Source organism: Paracoccus xiamenensis (assembly GCF_011308835.1).
GTDB classification, from domain to species: Bacteria; Pseudomonadota; Alphaproteobacteria; order Rhodobacterales; family Rhodobacteraceae; genus Paracoccus; species Paracoccus xiamenensis.
On sequence record NZ_JAAOHY010000002.1, the window covers coordinates 158,846 to 172,758 of the forward strand.

Annotated in this window: 14 protein-coding genes; 9 read left to right on the forward strand and 5 right to left on the reverse strand. The window is 63.3% G+C overall.

The window, feature by feature from the left end; genetic code table 11:
- Positions 1–59: 59 nt before the first annotated feature.
- Both tspO and pip read right to left on the reverse strand, forming a co-directional pair.
- Positions 60–518: a tryptophan-rich sensory protein TspO gene (tspO, locus tag G7044_RS07555; RefSeq protein WP_166327723.1), complete on the reverse strand. Its 459-nt coding sequence runs from the start codon at positions 516–518 to the stop codon at positions 60–62.
- Entirely contained in the window at positions 515–1,483 is a 969-nt protein-coding gene (pip, locus tag G7044_RS07560; protein WP_166327725.1) for a prolyl aminopeptidase, read from the reverse strand. The genes tspO and pip overlap by 4 nt, the downstream gene beginning before the upstream one ends.
- Before the next feature lie 44 nt (positions 1,484–1,527).
- Between pip and ubiG the strand changes: the two genes are divergently transcribed.
- From ubiG to G7044_RS07575, 3 genes are all read left to right on the forward strand, one after another.
- Positions 1,528–2,268 carry a bifunctional 2-polyprenyl-6-hydroxyphenol methylase/3-demethylubiquinol 3-O-methyltransferase UbiG gene (gene ubiG, locus G7044_RS07565; protein ID WP_166327727.1) on the forward strand — a complete coding sequence of 247 codons (741 nt, stop codon included), beginning with the start codon at positions 1,528–1,530 and terminating at the stop codon, positions 2,266–2,268.
- 93 nt (positions 2,269–2,361) lie between these two features.
- Positions 2,362–3,714: a DUF4123 domain-containing protein gene (locus tag G7044_RS07570; protein WP_166327729.1), complete on the forward strand. Its 1,353-nt coding sequence runs from the start codon at positions 2,362–2,364 to the stop codon at positions 3,712–3,714.
- Between the two features lie 19 nt (positions 3,715–3,733).
- Positions 3,734–5,026, forward strand: a complete 1,293-nt coding sequence (locus tag G7044_RS07575) for a zinc metalloprotease (protein ID WP_166327731.1) — start codon at positions 3,734–3,736, stop codon at positions 5,024–5,026.
- Between the two features lie 63 nt (positions 5,027–5,089).
- On the opposite strand, the gene G7044_RS07580 is transcribed toward G7044_RS07575, so the two are convergent.
- Both G7044_RS07580 and G7044_RS07585 read right to left on the reverse strand, forming a co-directional pair.
- Complete coding sequence (locus tag G7044_RS07580; protein ID WP_166327733.1) at positions 5,090–5,473, reverse strand: GFA family protein; 384 nt, start codon at positions 5,471–5,473, stop codon at positions 5,090–5,092.
- Positions 5,470–6,195, reverse strand: a complete 726-nt coding sequence (locus tag G7044_RS07585) for a rhomboid family intramembrane serine protease (protein WP_166327735.1) — start codon at positions 6,193–6,195, stop codon at positions 5,470–5,472. The genes G7044_RS07580 and G7044_RS07585 overlap by 4 nt, the downstream gene beginning before the upstream one ends.
- A 125-nt stretch (positions 6,196–6,320) precedes the next feature.
- Here G7044_RS07585 and G7044_RS07590 point away from each other — a divergent pair, with 125 nt between their 5' ends.
- The 3 genes from G7044_RS07590 (at position 6,321) to G7044_RS07600 (ending at position 9,522) form a co-directional block, all read left to right on the forward strand.
- Positions 6,321–7,589 carry a 4-aminobutyrate--2-oxoglutarate transaminase gene (locus G7044_RS07590; protein WP_166327737.1) on the forward strand — a complete coding sequence of 423 codons (1,269 nt, stop codon included), beginning with the start codon at positions 6,321–6,323 and terminating at the stop codon, positions 7,587–7,589.
- A gap of 233 nt (positions 7,590–7,822) precedes the next feature.
- Entirely contained in the window at positions 7,823–8,761 is a 939-nt protein-coding gene (locus tag G7044_RS07595; RefSeq protein ID WP_166327739.1) for an ABC transporter ATP-binding protein, read from the forward strand.
- The gene (locus G7044_RS07600) at positions 8,761–9,522 is read left to right on the forward strand and encodes an ABC transporter permease (RefSeq protein ID WP_166327968.1); all 762 of its coding nucleotides are present in this window, start codon (positions 8,761–8,763) and stop codon (positions 9,520–9,522) included. The genes G7044_RS07595 and G7044_RS07600 overlap by 1 nt, the downstream gene beginning before the upstream one ends.
- 1 nt (position 9,523) lies before the next feature.
- Here the strand turns inward: G7044_RS07600 and G7044_RS07605 are convergent, their stop codons facing one another.
- Positions 9,524–9,979, reverse strand: a complete 456-nt coding sequence (locus G7044_RS07605; protein ID WP_207630222.1) for a hypothetical protein — start codon at positions 9,977–9,979, stop codon at positions 9,524–9,526.
- Between the two features lie 195 nt (positions 9,980–10,174).
- On the opposite strand from G7044_RS07605, the gene G7044_RS07610 reads away from it, so the two are divergent.
- The 3 genes from G7044_RS07610 to G7044_RS17985 all read left to right on the forward strand — a co-directional run bounded on the left by G7044_RS07610 (position 10,175) and on the right by G7044_RS17985 (position 13,897).
- A complete protein-coding gene (locus G7044_RS07610; protein WP_166327741.1) occupies positions 10,175–10,681 on the forward strand; it encodes an HdeD family acid-resistance protein in 507 nt (168 codons plus the stop codon).
- A 91-nt stretch (positions 10,682–10,772) separates the two neighbouring features.
- Positions 10,773–12,137 carry a 30S ribosomal protein S12 methylthiotransferase RimO gene (gene rimO / locus G7044_RS07615; protein WP_166327743.1) on the forward strand — a complete coding sequence of 455 codons (1,365 nt, stop codon included), beginning with the start codon at positions 10,773–10,775 and terminating at the stop codon, positions 12,135–12,137.
- A complete protein-coding gene (locus G7044_RS17985; protein WP_235931204.1) occupies positions 12,134–13,897 on the forward strand; it encodes a sulfotransferase family protein in 1,764 nt (587 codons plus the stop codon). Before rimO ends, G7044_RS17985 begins: the two co-directional genes overlap by 4 nt.
- Positions 13,898–13,913: the final 16 nt, after the last annotated feature.

Genomic DNA, 13,913 nt, shown 5'->3' on the forward strand with positions numbered 1-13,913 from the left:
CAGGGGGTGGAAGCCTGCACCGCTGTTGGATGTGGATATAGTCCCGGATTTGCCGGAAATCAAGCTGAATCGCGGTTGTCCCGCCAGATGCGCCAGTTCAGCGCCGAGGCAAGCCCGACCCAGGCGAAATAGGGCAGCATCAGAAGTCCCGCAATCAGGTCGATGCGCAGGAAGACCACGCAGGATATCGCCAGAACCAGCCAGAGCAGCGCAATGACGATCATTCCCATGCCCATCCGATGCGCCCCGAAGAAAACCGGTGTCCACAGGGTGTTCAGCGCGATCTGCAAAGACCACAACGCCAGCCCCGGTGCGGGATTGTCGCTCAGCGCGACGCGCGTCGCCGCGATTGCCGACGCGACGTAGAGCGCCGTCCAGACAATCGGAAAGGCCTTTTTCGGCGGCGTCCAGTCGGGTTTCTTGAGCGACTGATACCACGCCCCCGGCAGGAACAGGCTGCCAGTTGTTGCGGCAGCAGCGGCGGCTGAAAGGAAAACCAGAAAGTAAAATGCTGTCATGCGCTGTCGCCCCTCATCTCGTCCATGACCGCGACCAGTTCGGCGGCGATGCGCGGCTCGCTTAACGCATGGCCGGAAACCGGGATCAGGCGCAGCTTGCAGCCCGGCCAGCCCTTGGCCAGGCGCCAGGCGGCATCGGGCGGACACACCATGTCATAGCGGCCCTGCACGATCTGGCAGGGAATATGTTCGATCCGGGCGCGGTCACGCAGCAGCTGGCCTTCGTCCAGAAAGCAGCCGTTGCGGAAATAATGGCTTTCCAGCCGCGCAAATGCGCGCGCGTAATCCGAGGCCGCGCCGCCGGGATGGGCGATGTCCATGCCGGCCAGCCCGTTTTCCCACATCAGCCAGCGGCGGGCAAAGTGCCGCTCGGTCGCGTCATCGCCGGAAAACAGCCGGGCGTGATAGGCGGCGATCATGTCGCCCTGCTCCTCGGCCGGGATCGGGGCGCAGAATTCCGCCCAGCGGTCGGGCCAGAACCGCGCCGCGCCGCCGCCATAAAACCAGTTCAGCTCTGCCTGCTCGCCCAGAAAAACGCCGCGCAGGATCAGTGCGGTGACGGCCTGCGCGTGGGTCTGTGCGTAAGCCAGCGCCAGCGTCGCCCCCCAACTGCCGCCAAAGACGGCCCATTTGGCGATGCCCAGCGTTTCCCGGATCTTCTCGATATCGGCGATCAGGTGGGGGGTGGTGTTTGCCTCGACGCTGGCATGGGGCTTGGACAAGCCGCAACCGCGCTGATCGAACAGAACGATGCGGTAATGTTCGGGGTCGAAGAAGCGCCGCATGAACGGGCTGCATCCGCCGCCCGGACCGCCATGAAGCACCACGACCGGCCGGCCCCGGGGATTGCCCGACTGCTCGACATAAAGCGTATGGCCGTCGCCCACCTCGATCCGGTGCCGGTCGAAGGGTTCGTGATGGGGGTAAAGGCGTGCTGCGCCGATTTGCCCTGCTGTTCGATCCATGACTATCCTATATACGCCGCCGCAGGGGCGTGAAAGGACCGACCATGACCACCGACAGCCGAGACCCGTCTGAAATCGCCAAATTCGAGGCGATGGCCGCCGAGTGGTGGGACCCGAAGGGCAAGTTCAAGCCGCTGCACATGATGAACCCGGTCCGGCTGGGCTATATCACCACGCAGATCGCCACCGAATTCGGCCGCGACCTGAAATCGCCTCGGCCCTTTGAAGGTCTGCGGCTGCTGGATATCGGCTGTGGCGGCGGGTTGCTGTCCGAACCCATGGCGCGCTTGGGCGCGACGGTGATCGGTGCCGACGCCGCCGCGAAGAATATCGAGGTCGCCCGCCTTCATGCCCAGCAGGTCGGGCTGGACATCGACTATCGCGCCGAAACCGCCGAGGCGCTGCTGGCCGCCGGTGAAAGATTCGATGTCGTTCTGGCCATGGAAATCGTCGAGCACGTGGCCGAACCGCCCGCTTTCGTCCAGACTTGCCATGACCTGCTGCGTCCCGGCGGTGTGCTGGTAATGTCGACGCTGAATCGCACCGCCCGCAGCTTTGCCGCCGCCATTGTCGGGGCCGAATGGGTGATGCGCTGGCTGCCCAAGGGCACGCATGAATGGGCGCGCTTCATCACGCCCGAGGAGCTTGCGGCGATGATGCAGAAATCCGGCCTGCGCGTGGTGGACCGGCGCGGAATGGTGTTCAACCCGCTCAGCTGGGGCTGGTCGCTGTCGGATCGCGACATGTCGGTGAACTATGCCGCGACGGGCGTGCGGGCCGCCTGATTGCGCGTTTGACCTGACGTCCACGTCATCGCTTCCGCCGGTGTTGGCTTTATGCTACCCGGAGAATGCGTGTTTTTTGTGGATGCTTGCTAAGTGTCTGGTGATTGGTTTGACGATGTTTGGCAAGCGTCACATGACGCAACCTCTCCGGCGGTAAGTGCCGCGCCGCGCTTTCTGACATTTCAACAGATCAACGGGATCGAACCGCCCGGCGATGATATGGGCGTCGTGCCGGCGGCACTTGCGGATATTCTGTTTCCGCCCGATCAGGACGGCGTTCACAACTATGCGCTGCTGGACGCGGCGCGCATTCCCAGCCTGCCCGAGACGCTGGAAACCTCGCGTCTGGATCATGTCTGCCTGTTCCGGGGTGCCAGTTTCGAACAGATGAAGCCGGTCGCGCCCTGGCTGGTTCGCCTGAACGACAGCGGCAAGTTCACCCGCAACCTGTTTCGCGCCTCGACCCGGCCGTGGCATCTTTGGGACAAGGGCGCAGGGATCTTCATCCGCAGTGCCGCCCCGCTAGAGGAGCTGTGCGCCCATCTGCGCCGCTTCACCAAGGTCAGCGACAGTGCAGGGAAATGGGTCTTCTTCCGCTTCTGGGATCCGCTTGTGGCGCAGATCTATTTCGGCGGCATGGCCGATCATCCCGAACGGATCGGGCAGATCTTCACGACGCCGTCGGGCCAGCGGATCGAGATGATCGTCCAGACCGGCCCGCAACAGATGCTGCGGATGACCCCCTCGGCAGTTCTGCCGCCCAGTCAGCCGCGCCGCGCTGTCACGTTCGAGGCCGCCGACATGGCCCTGCTGGCAGAGGTCAGTTATCGCGCGCTGTCGCGGCAGATCGCGCAGTGGCTGGCGCAGGAATATCCGGGCGATCTGGCCGACAGGTCTGCGACGCAGATGCAGGCAATCGGCGCGCATGTGGTGGCGACCGGGCGCTGGCTGGGCCTGACGATGAAGCAGGATTTCGCATTTCTGGCGCAGATGATGATGACCTCGGGCGGGTGGTTCCTGCATGACGGCACCCTGCCCGCGATGCATCCGCTGATTGCCGCGGGGCCGGCGCCAAGGGCCGGGGCGATGGCCGCCGCCTATGCCGATTTGCAGGCGCAGAGCCCCCAGGCCGAACTGCTGGGCCAGTGGTCGGATCTGCGCGGTCATCTCGCTGAATTGCCCGACGATCAGGTGCTGACCCAGAACCGCCTGCACGACCTGATCCAGACGTTCCTGCCCAAAACGGCGCGACAAGTGCCGCTTGCGCTTGCGTCGACCCGGAGGCGGCTGAAGGACTTTGCGCTGCTGGAGGAGATCACCGAGGGCAGGGCGATGCTGCTGGCGCTTTTATTCGGCCCGCGATTCTTCGAAGATCCTTTCAAGCCGTGGGCGCAGTCCGACCCCGAAGCGGCCATCGCAGCTGCATGGCGCATTTTGACAGAGTGAGGTCGAAAGGTAATTGGTTATGGCAACAGCGCAGGCGAACACCCCGCCCGTTCAACCTCCGGCGACATGCCTGTCGGCAAACGCCCCGACCGGAACCGTCAGCGCGACGGTGGATTGCTGCCCCTTGGTGGCGACATTCGGCAATCCCGGCCCGATGGGGCCGCCCATCTATGGTTTTGACGCGCTCAGCAACCGCCCGTTCGATCCGCACGAGCGATTGGCGGCTTTGAATGCGGGCAAACCCGACCCTGCGGCCAAGGGGGCAGCCAATTACTGGGACGAGCCGACTGCGGCCAAGACGTTGCCGGCCGACAGGGAAACCCTTGATGGGGCAGTCTGGGTGTCGGTGCCGCTGAATGGTGAAACCGCCGTGATGATCGAGTTGGTGGGTTGTTCCAGCACCGCGAACTGTAGCTATGAAATCGTGCCCTCGACAGTCGCGGCGATTGTCGACCCCAAGCCCGTTGGCGAGGGCAGCATGTTGAAGATCAGGGGATTGGCCGAAGGCGAGGCGAGCCTGAAGATGATGTGCCGGGGCAAGTTGGTCGGCTATTTCCATATCTGGTGCCGTAAAATGGCAACCATCAAGGTCGGTCTGGGCGGCATCTCGGTCCGCAGCGCGAAATATCGCAATCCGAATGACGGCACCCGCCTGCATGTCAGGCAGGTGCCGGGGCTCAGCGAATATGCAGCCACCCTCAAGGAGCATCTGGATAAGGTCTACAGGCAGGCGCTGATAAGCTTCGATGTCCGCTATCTCGGCGATTTCGATGCCGATGCGGAGCCCCCGGCCATCAGGGCCGCAGCGCAGGGACTGGTCTTTGACGGGCCGGACGCGATTTTCGGCGCGGACGGGGACATCAATGATCGTCTTAGGCGCGTGCTTTTTGACAATGAGGATCTGCCCGAGTGGTGGCTGAAGTCACTGCGGCAGGTCGGCGATCTGGCGCGCGCAAGTCTTGGCAGCCATGGCGCCAAGTCGATCTGGGTCATGCCGCAACCCAATAAGGGGGCAGCGGTCATGGGTGGATTTGCCGCGGGGCTCGGTTCGGATCACGTCTTCATCAACAAGATCGACGAAAGAGCGGCGCATATCGCGGCGCATGAACTTGGTCACGCGCTGGGGCTGGCCCACCCAATCGCCGCGCTTCAATATAATGAGGAACAATATCCGGAACGCCTGCGCGCCGAGGTCGCGTTCAAGAACCACGGTGCCTATCATCCGTCCGACCCAGAAAACCTTATGGGCAACAGGATGCCGGATAACGAAAACCTACTGTATCGACAGTGGAAGGCCTTGCCGCGCAGTTGATCCGGAAGCCCGCAGGCAGAAACCGCGCGACCGGAACGCCGTGGTCATGCTGCGCGAAAGCGCCTAGCGATCAGACGGATGGTTGACCCCGTCTGACCATGGCACCGGGTCGAGATCGCGGGGGTTCACCCCCTCCAGCGCGCCGGCATTGACGCCATATTCGTTCGGGTTCGACCGCCGTTGGTGGTGGGTATAGATGCCACAATGCTTGCAGAAGTAATGCTTCGCGGTGTTGGTGCCGAACTGATACAGGCCTAGTGCGTCTTCACCCCTGACGATGCGGATGCCGTCCAGCGGCGCGCTGACCGCGACGGCACCGCGACGGCGGCAGAACGAACAGTCGCAGCGGCGCGCGGTGGCCAGCCCGTCGGACAGGGTCACCGCCAGCTCGACCGCGCCGCAATGGCAGGTCAGGCGGTGCGGGTTGTGAATCTCGGGCAGGGTCATCGGCGGACCTGCGGGACGCGGCTGCGGGTATATTCCACCGGCGGATGCGGCGGGTGGCCGTGCGTGCGGTTCCAGAAGCGGGGGCCGCCCCGGCGCAGAAACAACGGAACCGCCAGGATCATCCCCGCCACGAAACCACCAGCATGCGCCCAATAGGCGACGCCACTGTCGCCGCCCCAGGTCCAGAAGCTGCTGAACAATTGCAGCAGGAACCACAGGCCCAGCATGACCCAAGCCGGGATGGTCAGCATCTTGATATAGATGATGATGATCGCGATCACGTCGACGCGGGCCTTGGGGAACAGCAGCAGATAAGCCCCCATCACCCCGGCAATCGCGCCCGATGCGCCGACCATGGGGACGCCTTCGTTCGGGTTGGCGGCGATCTGTGCACCCGCCGCCGCCAGCCCACAAGCCAGATAGAAGACCAGAAACCCGACATGGCCCATCTGGTCTTCCAGATTGTCGCCGAAGATCCACAGGAACAGCATGTTTCCGGCGATATGCATCAGTCCCGCATGCAGGAACATATGCGTGACCAAACCCCACATGTTGTAGCCATTGACTACCGCCACCGGATACAGCGCCAGCCTGTCCCACAGCTCGACCATGCCAATGGCCCAGGGCATGGTCAGCAGGAACATGACCACATTCAGGATGATCAGCCCGATGGTGACATAGGGCGTGCGCTCGGAAGGGTTATGGTCGCGAATGGGAAACATCGGGGACTTTCATAGGCTTTTGGGGACGATGCCCGACCGAGGCCCCGCGTGCAAGCGGGGCCTGTTCGACTTCATTTCCCGACGCTAGGATCGCGCCCGACAGATTCCATTTAAGGGGGGAGCAAATGTCCACGCTGACAGACCGCAAGAACGCTGCCATTTCGCGCGGGGTGGGCATGACCACCCAGATCTATGCCGATCGCGCCGAAAACGCCGAGATCTGGGACAAGGACGGCAATCGCTATATCGACTTTGCCGCCGGGATCGCGGTGGTCAATACCGGGCATCGCCACCCGAAGGTGATGGCGGCGGTCAAGGACCAGCTGGATCGCTTCACCCATACCTGCCACCAGGTCGTGCCCTATGAAAACTATGTCGAACTGGCCGAGCGTCTGAACAGCCTGCTGCCGGGGGAAGAGCCGAAGAAGACCATCTTCGCCACCACCGGCGCCGAGGCGGTGGAAAACGCCATCAAGATCGCCCGCCACCATACCGGGCGGCCGGCGGTGATTTCCTTTGCCGGCGGCTTTCACGGCCGCACCTTCATGGGCATGGCGCTGACCGGCAAGGTCCAGCCCTACAAGGCCGGCTTCGGGCCGATGATGAACGACATCTGGCACCTGCCCTTCCCGAACGAGCTGCACGGCGTCAGCCAGCAAGAGGCGCTGGATGCGCTCGACCGGCTGTTCAAGGCCGATCTGGAACCCGGCCGCGTCGCCGCGATCATCATCGAACCAGTGCAGGGCGAGGGCGGCTTCTACGAAGTCCCGGCGGGCTTCATGCAGAAGCTGCGCGAGGTCTGCGATGCCCACGGCATCCTGATGATTGCTGACGAGGTGCAAACCGGCTTTGCCCGCACCGGCAAATTGTTCGCCATGGAACATCACGGCGTTGCCGCCGATATCACCACCATGGCCAAGGGTCTGGGCGGCGGTCTGCCGATTTCCGCCGTGACTGGCCGGGCCGAGGTGATGGACAGCCCCGGCCCCGGCGGCCTTGGCGGCACCTATGCCGGCAACCCCCTGGGCGTTGCCGCCGCCCATGCCGTGCTGGACGTGATCGAAGAAGAACAGCTGTGCGACCGCGCCGAACGGCTGGGCCAGCGGCTGAAGCAGCGCCTTGCCGGTCTGCGCGACGAGGTGCCCGAGATCGTCGACATTCGCGGCCCCGGCTTTATGAACGCGGTCGAGTTCAACATCGCCGGCACCGACAAGCCAAACCCCGAAATGACCAACCGCGTCCGCGAGGAGGCGCTGAAGCGCAACCTCATCCTGCTGACCTGCGGGGTTTATGGCAATGTCGTCCGCTTCCTCGCGCCGCTGACCATTCAGGACGAGGTCTTCGCAGAGGCGCTGGATATTCTGGAAGAAAGCGTCAAGGCCGCGCGCGGCTGATCGGGGTCTGGCCGGGCCATCGCGGCCCGGCCTGCTTTCGCGGCGCCCGTGCTGTGGGTTGCGGCGGTATTTCCGGGGCCAAACCCCGTTGCCCCTTGTATTGCGGCCATTGATGGATATGTGCGGCACCCGCCTGTCTTTACCCCGATGCGTATGCAGGCGGGGCTGGCCGGTGCCGATGGACAAGGCCAGAGTCGCGCACTAGCGTCCCGATGAAATTCAAGGAGTCGCCCATGAGCGCGATCATCGAAGTCGACCATCTCAGCAAGCAATATCCGCGCGGCCCCAAGGCCCTGAACGATGTCTCGCTGAGCATTGACGAAGGCGAGATCGTCGCCATGCTGGGCCCGAACGGTGCCGGCAAGACAACGCTGATTTCCATCATCTGCGGGCTGGTGGTGCCAACAGGCGGCACGGTTCGCGTAGGCGGCCATGACATCCGCGACGACTGGCGCGCGGCGCGCAAGCTGATCGGGCTGGTGCCGCAGGAAATCACGCTGGAACCGTTCGAGACGGTGCTGAACACCGTGCGCTTTACCCGCGGTCTTTACGGCGCGCCGCCTGACGACGCCTATCTGGAAAAGGTGCTGCGCAGCCTGTCGCTGTGGGACAAGCGCGATGCCGCCACGCGCGAGTTGTCGGGCGGCATGAAGCGCCGCGTGCTGATCGCCAAGGCGCTGTCACATAACCCGAAAGTTCTGTTTCTGGATGAACCCACGGCGGGCGTCGACGTGGCCCTGCGCCGCGAAATGTGGCAGGTGGTCGATCAGTTGCGCCGTGACGGGGTGACGATCATCCTGACCACCCATTACCTTGAAGAGGCCGAGGAAATGGCTGACCGTATAGGCGTTATCAACAAGGGCAACCTGCTGCTGATGAAGCCCACGGCCGAACTGATGGGCGAATTTGGCAAGAAGCACCTGACGATCGATCTGTACGAGCCCCTGCCCGCCTGCCCGCCCGAACTGGCCGAACGCGGCATCACCTTGTCCGCGGATGGCCGCAGTCTGGGCTATGATTACGATACCCGCTCGGACCGGACCGGAATCGCGCATCTGCTGGCCGATCTGGCGCGGCTGGGCATTCAGGTCCGCGACGTGGCGACCAAGCAATCCAGCCTTGAAGAGGTGTTCATGTCCCTTGTGACCGACAAGGCGGAGGACGCCGCATGATCAACCGGGGCGCGGTGCGCGCGATCTACACCCATGAAATGACGCGCTTCTTCCGCACGGTGTGGCAATCCATCGCCTCGCCGGTGCTGTCGACGGTGCTGTACTTTGTGGTCTTCGGCGCTGCCATCGGCGGCCGTATCCAGGCGGTCGAGGGTATCCCTTACGGCGCTTTCATCGTGCCGGGTCTGATGATGCTGACAGTGTTGCAGCAATCGGTGTCCAACTCCGCATTCGGGATCTATTTCCCGAAGTTCTCGGGCACGATCTATGAATATCTCGTGGCCCCCGCGGGCTGGATCGAGGTCACCGCCGGCTTTGTCGGGGCCGCCGCCAGCAAATCCATCCTGATCGCGCTGATCATCCTGCTGACCAGCTTCTTCTTCGTCGGGGTGCATATCGCGCATCCTTTCTGGATGCTGGCCTTCCTGTTCCTGACCGCCTTCGCCTTTTCGCTGCTGGGCTTCATCATCGGGCTGTGGGCGAAGAATTTCGAGCAGCTTCAGATCGTGCCGATGATGGTCATCACGCCGCTGGTTTTCCTTGGTGGCGCCTTCTATTCGGCCTCGATGCTGCCGCCGTTCTGGGAGGCGGTGGCCAAGATGAACCCGGTGCTTTACCTGATTTCCGGTTTCCGCTGGTCATTCTTCGGCCTCGCTGACGTGCCGGTCGGGCTGTCGCTGCTGGCGGTTGGGCTGATGATCGTCGTCTGCCTTGGCACGATAGCCTGGATCTTCCGCACCGGTTGGCGCCTCCGCGAATAGGCTAGGCCTTGCACAGAGGCGTCGCCGGATCCAGCCGTTTGTATTCCCGCGCGCTGATCTTGACCATCTTCAGGCTATGGCGCCATTCCTCGTTCCATTTCCGCAAGATGCCATTGCGATAGAAATGCGCCATGATCTGATCGACATAGGGCGGGATGATCTTGGTGTTGGGAATGCGCGGGGCATGGAACCCGACGGTGGCATTGGGCGAAAGGCAGGCGTTGCGCATCGTGATCAGCATCGTGCAGGCCGACCGGCAATAGCCGCGGATCCGCACTTCCTTGCCAGAGCGTTCCAGCCGCTGCCGGGTCTTCACCATCTCCAGCACATTGCCGCCCTTGTCATTCGACACGGCGATGAAGTCGTCCTTGACGATGATCCTGGCCCCGGCCGACAGCGGCATCAAGGCAAGGACAAGCAGAAACGCGATAAGGCGAAACGGGGCTGACTGGTTCATGCGCGCATCATGCAATGCCGTCGGTGCACTGAAAAGCCACAGCTGCGTGAACTATACCTTGCGCGCAAATCGTTCGCGTTTGCGCAATAATGTGACACCGGCAAAGAATATCCCTCAAATCTCTATTTCCGAGTATTCGGCAAGCCTCTGATATGAGACAGTTTTGCCACTGGATCAATTCAGGAGTTCGCTTCTATGAAAATTCTCTGGATAATAATCGGTATCATTTCGATCATCGCCGGCATATTGGCACTGGCCAATCCAATAGCCGCAACATTGGCGGCGGAACAGATTGCCGGCTGGGGCTTTCTGATCGTTGGTGTGCTGGAAATCTTCCTGGCCTTCCGGGCAGAGGGCTGGGGCGCGCGCATCTGGGCAATCCTGGCGGCCATTGCCTTCGTTCTTCTGGGTATCGCCTTGCTGGGCAATCCGCTGGAAGGCATCGTGACGCTGACCGTTCTGGCCGGCATCCTGTTCATGTCGACCGGTATCTTCCGGGTCATCATGGCCTTCCAACTGCGCGGAACCGGTGCCTTCTGGCTGGTGCTGCTCAGCGGGTTGCTGGCGATTGTGCTGGCGGTGATGATCTTCGCCAACTTCCCCGCCTCGGTGGTCACGCTGCTGGGCGTGCTGCTGGCGATCGAGCTGATCTCGAACGGGGTGTCGATGATCGCGCTGGCTTCGGTCGTGCCGGACAGATAAGGCCCCTGCCCGGCCGGTTCGCGCCGGCCGGGCATTTCAGCCAGTCTGGACAGCTTGCTTTTGCGCAGGGCTGATCCTATTTGACCCCACCATGAGCCAGAATCCGCCCCAGCTACGCCCCGACCTTGCCCGCGCCGCGATTCCCGATGTGCGCCGCGACGGTCAGCCCACCATCGGCATGGTCAGCCTTGGCTGTCCGAAGGCGCTGGTGGACAGTGAACGCATCCTGACCCGGCTGCGTGCCGAAGGCTATGCGATCAGCCCCGATTATTCCGGCGCCGATGCGGTGATCGTGAATACTTGCGGCTTTCTGGACAGCGCCAAGGCCGAAAGCCTTGATGCCATTGGCGAAGCGCTGAAGGAAAACGGCCGCGTCATCGTCACCGGCTGTCTGGGGGCCGAACCCGACTATATCACCGGCACGCATCCCAAGGTTCTGGCCGTCACCGGTCCGCATCAATACGAACAGGTGCTGGATGCCGTGCACGGTGCCGTGCCGCCCGCGCCCGATCCTTTCGTCGACCTGCTGCCGGCCAGCAGCGTCAGCCTGACGCCGCGCCATTACAGCTATCTGAAGATCTCGGAAGGCTGCAACCATCACTGCAAGTTCTGCATCATCCCCGACATGCGCGGCCGTCTGGTCAGCCGCCCGGCCCATGCGGTCATGCGAGAGGCCGAAAAGCTGGTCGCGGCGGGCGTCAAGGAATTGCTGGTGATTTCGCAGGATACCTCGGCCTATGGGGTGGACCTGAAACATGCCGAGGATCGGGGCCACCGCGCCCATATCACCGATCTGGCGCGTGATCTGGGATCCTTGGGCGCCTGGGTGCGGCTGCATTATGTTTACCCCTACCCCCATGTGCGCAACCTGATCCCCCTGATGGCCGAAGGTCTGGTGCTGCCCTATCTGGACATCCCCTTTCAGCACGCCCACCCGGACACGCTGAAACGCATGGCCCGGCCCGCGGCGGCGGCAAAGACGCTGGACGAAATCGCCGCATGGCGTGCGGCCTGCCCTGACATCACCCTGCGTTCGACATTCATCGTCGGCTATCCCGGCGAAACCGAAGCGGAGTTTCAGACTCTGCTGGACTGGATGGACGAGGCGCAGCTGGACCGCGTGGGCGCCTTCCAATACGAAAACGTCAAGGGTGCGCGCGCCAACGACCTGCCCGATCATGTCCCTGAGGAGGTCAAGCAGGACCGCTTTGACCGTTTCATGGAAAAGGCGCAGGCCATTTCCGAGGCCAAGCTGGCCGCCAAGGTCGGCACCCGCATTGATGTGATCGTGGACGAGGTCGACGAAGACGGCGCCACCTGCCGCACCAAGGCTGACGCGCCCGAAATCGACGGCAACCTGTTCATCGACGAAGGATTCGAGGCGCTGAAGCCCGGCGATATCGTCAGCGTCACCGTCGATGAGGCCGGCGAATACGACCTTTGGGGCAAAATTTGACGCGTGCATGGGATGCCGAGGGCAAGCCGCGCAAGCCGCGCGTGGTCTGCATCGGCGCCCAGAAGGCCGGCACAAGCTGGCTGCATCAGCAGTTGAACCAGCATCCGAAGATCTGGACGACGCCCTTCAAGGAACTGCACTATTTTAACGCCCGCCACTGCCCCGAACATCGGAAGTGGCTGCCTTGGCATTTCCGCGAGGCCCTGCGCGCGACCGAGCGGCGCTTTCGCCAGCGCGGCGAGGAGATGCCCGACGAGATGGTCCGCTATCTGGTCGAGATGACCGCGGATCCCATGTTCACCCAGAAATGGTATCGTCACGCCTTCGCCCCTGCCCCGCGCGGCATGCTGCCCGTCGACACCACGCCCGAATATTCGACCCTGCCCGATGCCGGCGTCGACGAGGTGGCGGATTTCCTTCCACGGGCGAAGTTCATCTATCTGATCCGCGATCCGGTGGCGCGGGCGATCTCGCAATTGCGGATGAACCTTGCGCGCCGGAAGGCGCTGCCCAAAGCGCCACAGGGCTATCTGCGGCATCTGGACGATCCCGATCTGGCCGAGCGCGGCGACTACGCGACTTACCTGCCGCGCTGGCAGTCGCGGATCCCGCCGGACCGGCTGCTGGTGCTGCCCTACGGCCGCATCGCCAGCGATCCAGCCGGGCTGATGGCAGAGGTCGAGGCCTTTCTGGGCCTTGATCCGTTCCGCTACGCTGGCCTCGACAAGGTGATCCACAAAGGCGCCGAAGCGGTCGAGTTCCCCGAGGAAGGCCGCGCCATCCTGCGCGCGCGTCTGGCCCGCCAATACGACTTTTTGACCGATAATTTCGACAATGATTTCAATGCGCAACTGGATCTGACCCAGCAGGCCGCGCCGTCAATCATCCGTAACGCGGCCGCCAATGACTGGGCCGCAAATCCGCAGCCGCGCAAGCCCTCGGTTCTGGGGATCGGGGCGCAGAAGGCGGGCACCAGTTGGCTGTTTTCAGCGCTGCGCCAGCATCCCGGCCTGTGGACCCCGCCGATCAAGGAATCGCATTACTTCGACCATCTGTTCTGCCCCGATCATCGCAAATGGACCGGCCGGAACATCCGCAACTCTGCCGACGGTGTGCGCGCGCGCTATGCCCGGCAGGGCAAGCCGACACCGCCGGCGCTGTCTGCCTGGTTGGATCGGATCGAATCCGCCCCGCAATTCACCGAAGACTGGTATCAGACCATCTTCGCCCCTGCCCCGCCGGATCGTCGCCCGGTCGAAATCACCCCGGCATATAGCGGCCTGCCGCCCGAGGGGCTGGAGTATCTGACCGCATTCCTGCCGGATGCTCAGTTCATCTATCTGCTGCGCGACCCGGTCGACCGGCTGATTTCCCAGCTGCGGATGAACCTTCAGCGCGCCGGTCGCACGCCCGCGACCCTTGCCGACTGGCAGCGCGAGGCTCGCGACCCGGTGCTGGAGGCGCGCGGCGACTATGCCACCTATGTGCCGCGCTGGCAGGCGCGGATCCCGCCGGACCGTCTGCTGTTCCTGCCTTACGGCCGCATCGCCCGCGACCCCCACGGCCTGATGGCCGAGGTCGAGCGCTTCCTTGGTCTTCAGCCCCACCGCTATGAGGGGCTGGACAAGCGTGTTTTCGCGACCAAGGGGGCCGAGGACGTGCCCGACGCCCTGCGCGTCGAACTGACCGCCCGGCTGGCGCCGCAATACGCCTTTCTGGCGGCAAATTTCGATGCCGGCTTCAACGCCGCCCTGCGCTGACGCTTCAACTTCGCGC

Coding starts and splice junctions, on each gene's coding strand:
- rimO (WP_166327743.1), top strand. CDS start 10,773: ATGAGCCAGAATCCGCCCCAGCTACGCCCCGACCTTGCCCGCGCCGCG.
- G7044_RS07610 (WP_166327741.1), top strand. CDS start 10,175: ATGAAAATTCTCTGGATAATAATCGGTATCATTTCGATCATCGCCGGC.
- pip (WP_166327725.1), bottom strand. CDS start 1,483: ATGGATCGAACAGCAGGGCAAATCGGCGCAGCACGCCTTTACCCCCAT.
- G7044_RS07580 (WP_166327733.1), bottom strand. CDS start 5,473: ATGACCCTGCCCGAGATTCACAACCCGCACCGCCTGACCTGCCATTGC.
- G7044_RS07575 (WP_166327731.1), top strand. CDS start 3,734: ATGGCAACAGCGCAGGCGAACACCCCGCCCGTTCAACCTCCGGCGACA.
- tspO (WP_166327723.1), bottom strand. CDS start 518: ATGACAGCATTTTACTTTCTGGTTTTCCTTTCAGCCGCCGCTGCTGCC.
- G7044_RS07585 (WP_166327735.1), bottom strand. CDS start 6,195: ATGTTTCCCATTCGCGACCATAACCCTTCCGAGCGCACGCCCTATGTC.
- G7044_RS07605 (WP_207630222.1), bottom strand. CDS start 9,979: ATGAACCAGTCAGCCCCGTTTCGCCTTATCGCGTTTCTGCTTGTCCTT.
- G7044_RS07595 (WP_166327739.1), top strand. CDS start 7,823: ATGAGCGCGATCATCGAAGTCGACCATCTCAGCAAGCAATATCCGCGC.
- ubiG (WP_166327727.1), top strand. CDS start 1,528: ATGACCACCGACAGCCGAGACCCGTCTGAAATCGCCAAATTCGAGGCG.
- G7044_RS07590 (WP_166327737.1), top strand. CDS start 6,321: ATGTCCACGCTGACAGACCGCAAGAACGCTGCCATTTCGCGCGGGGTG.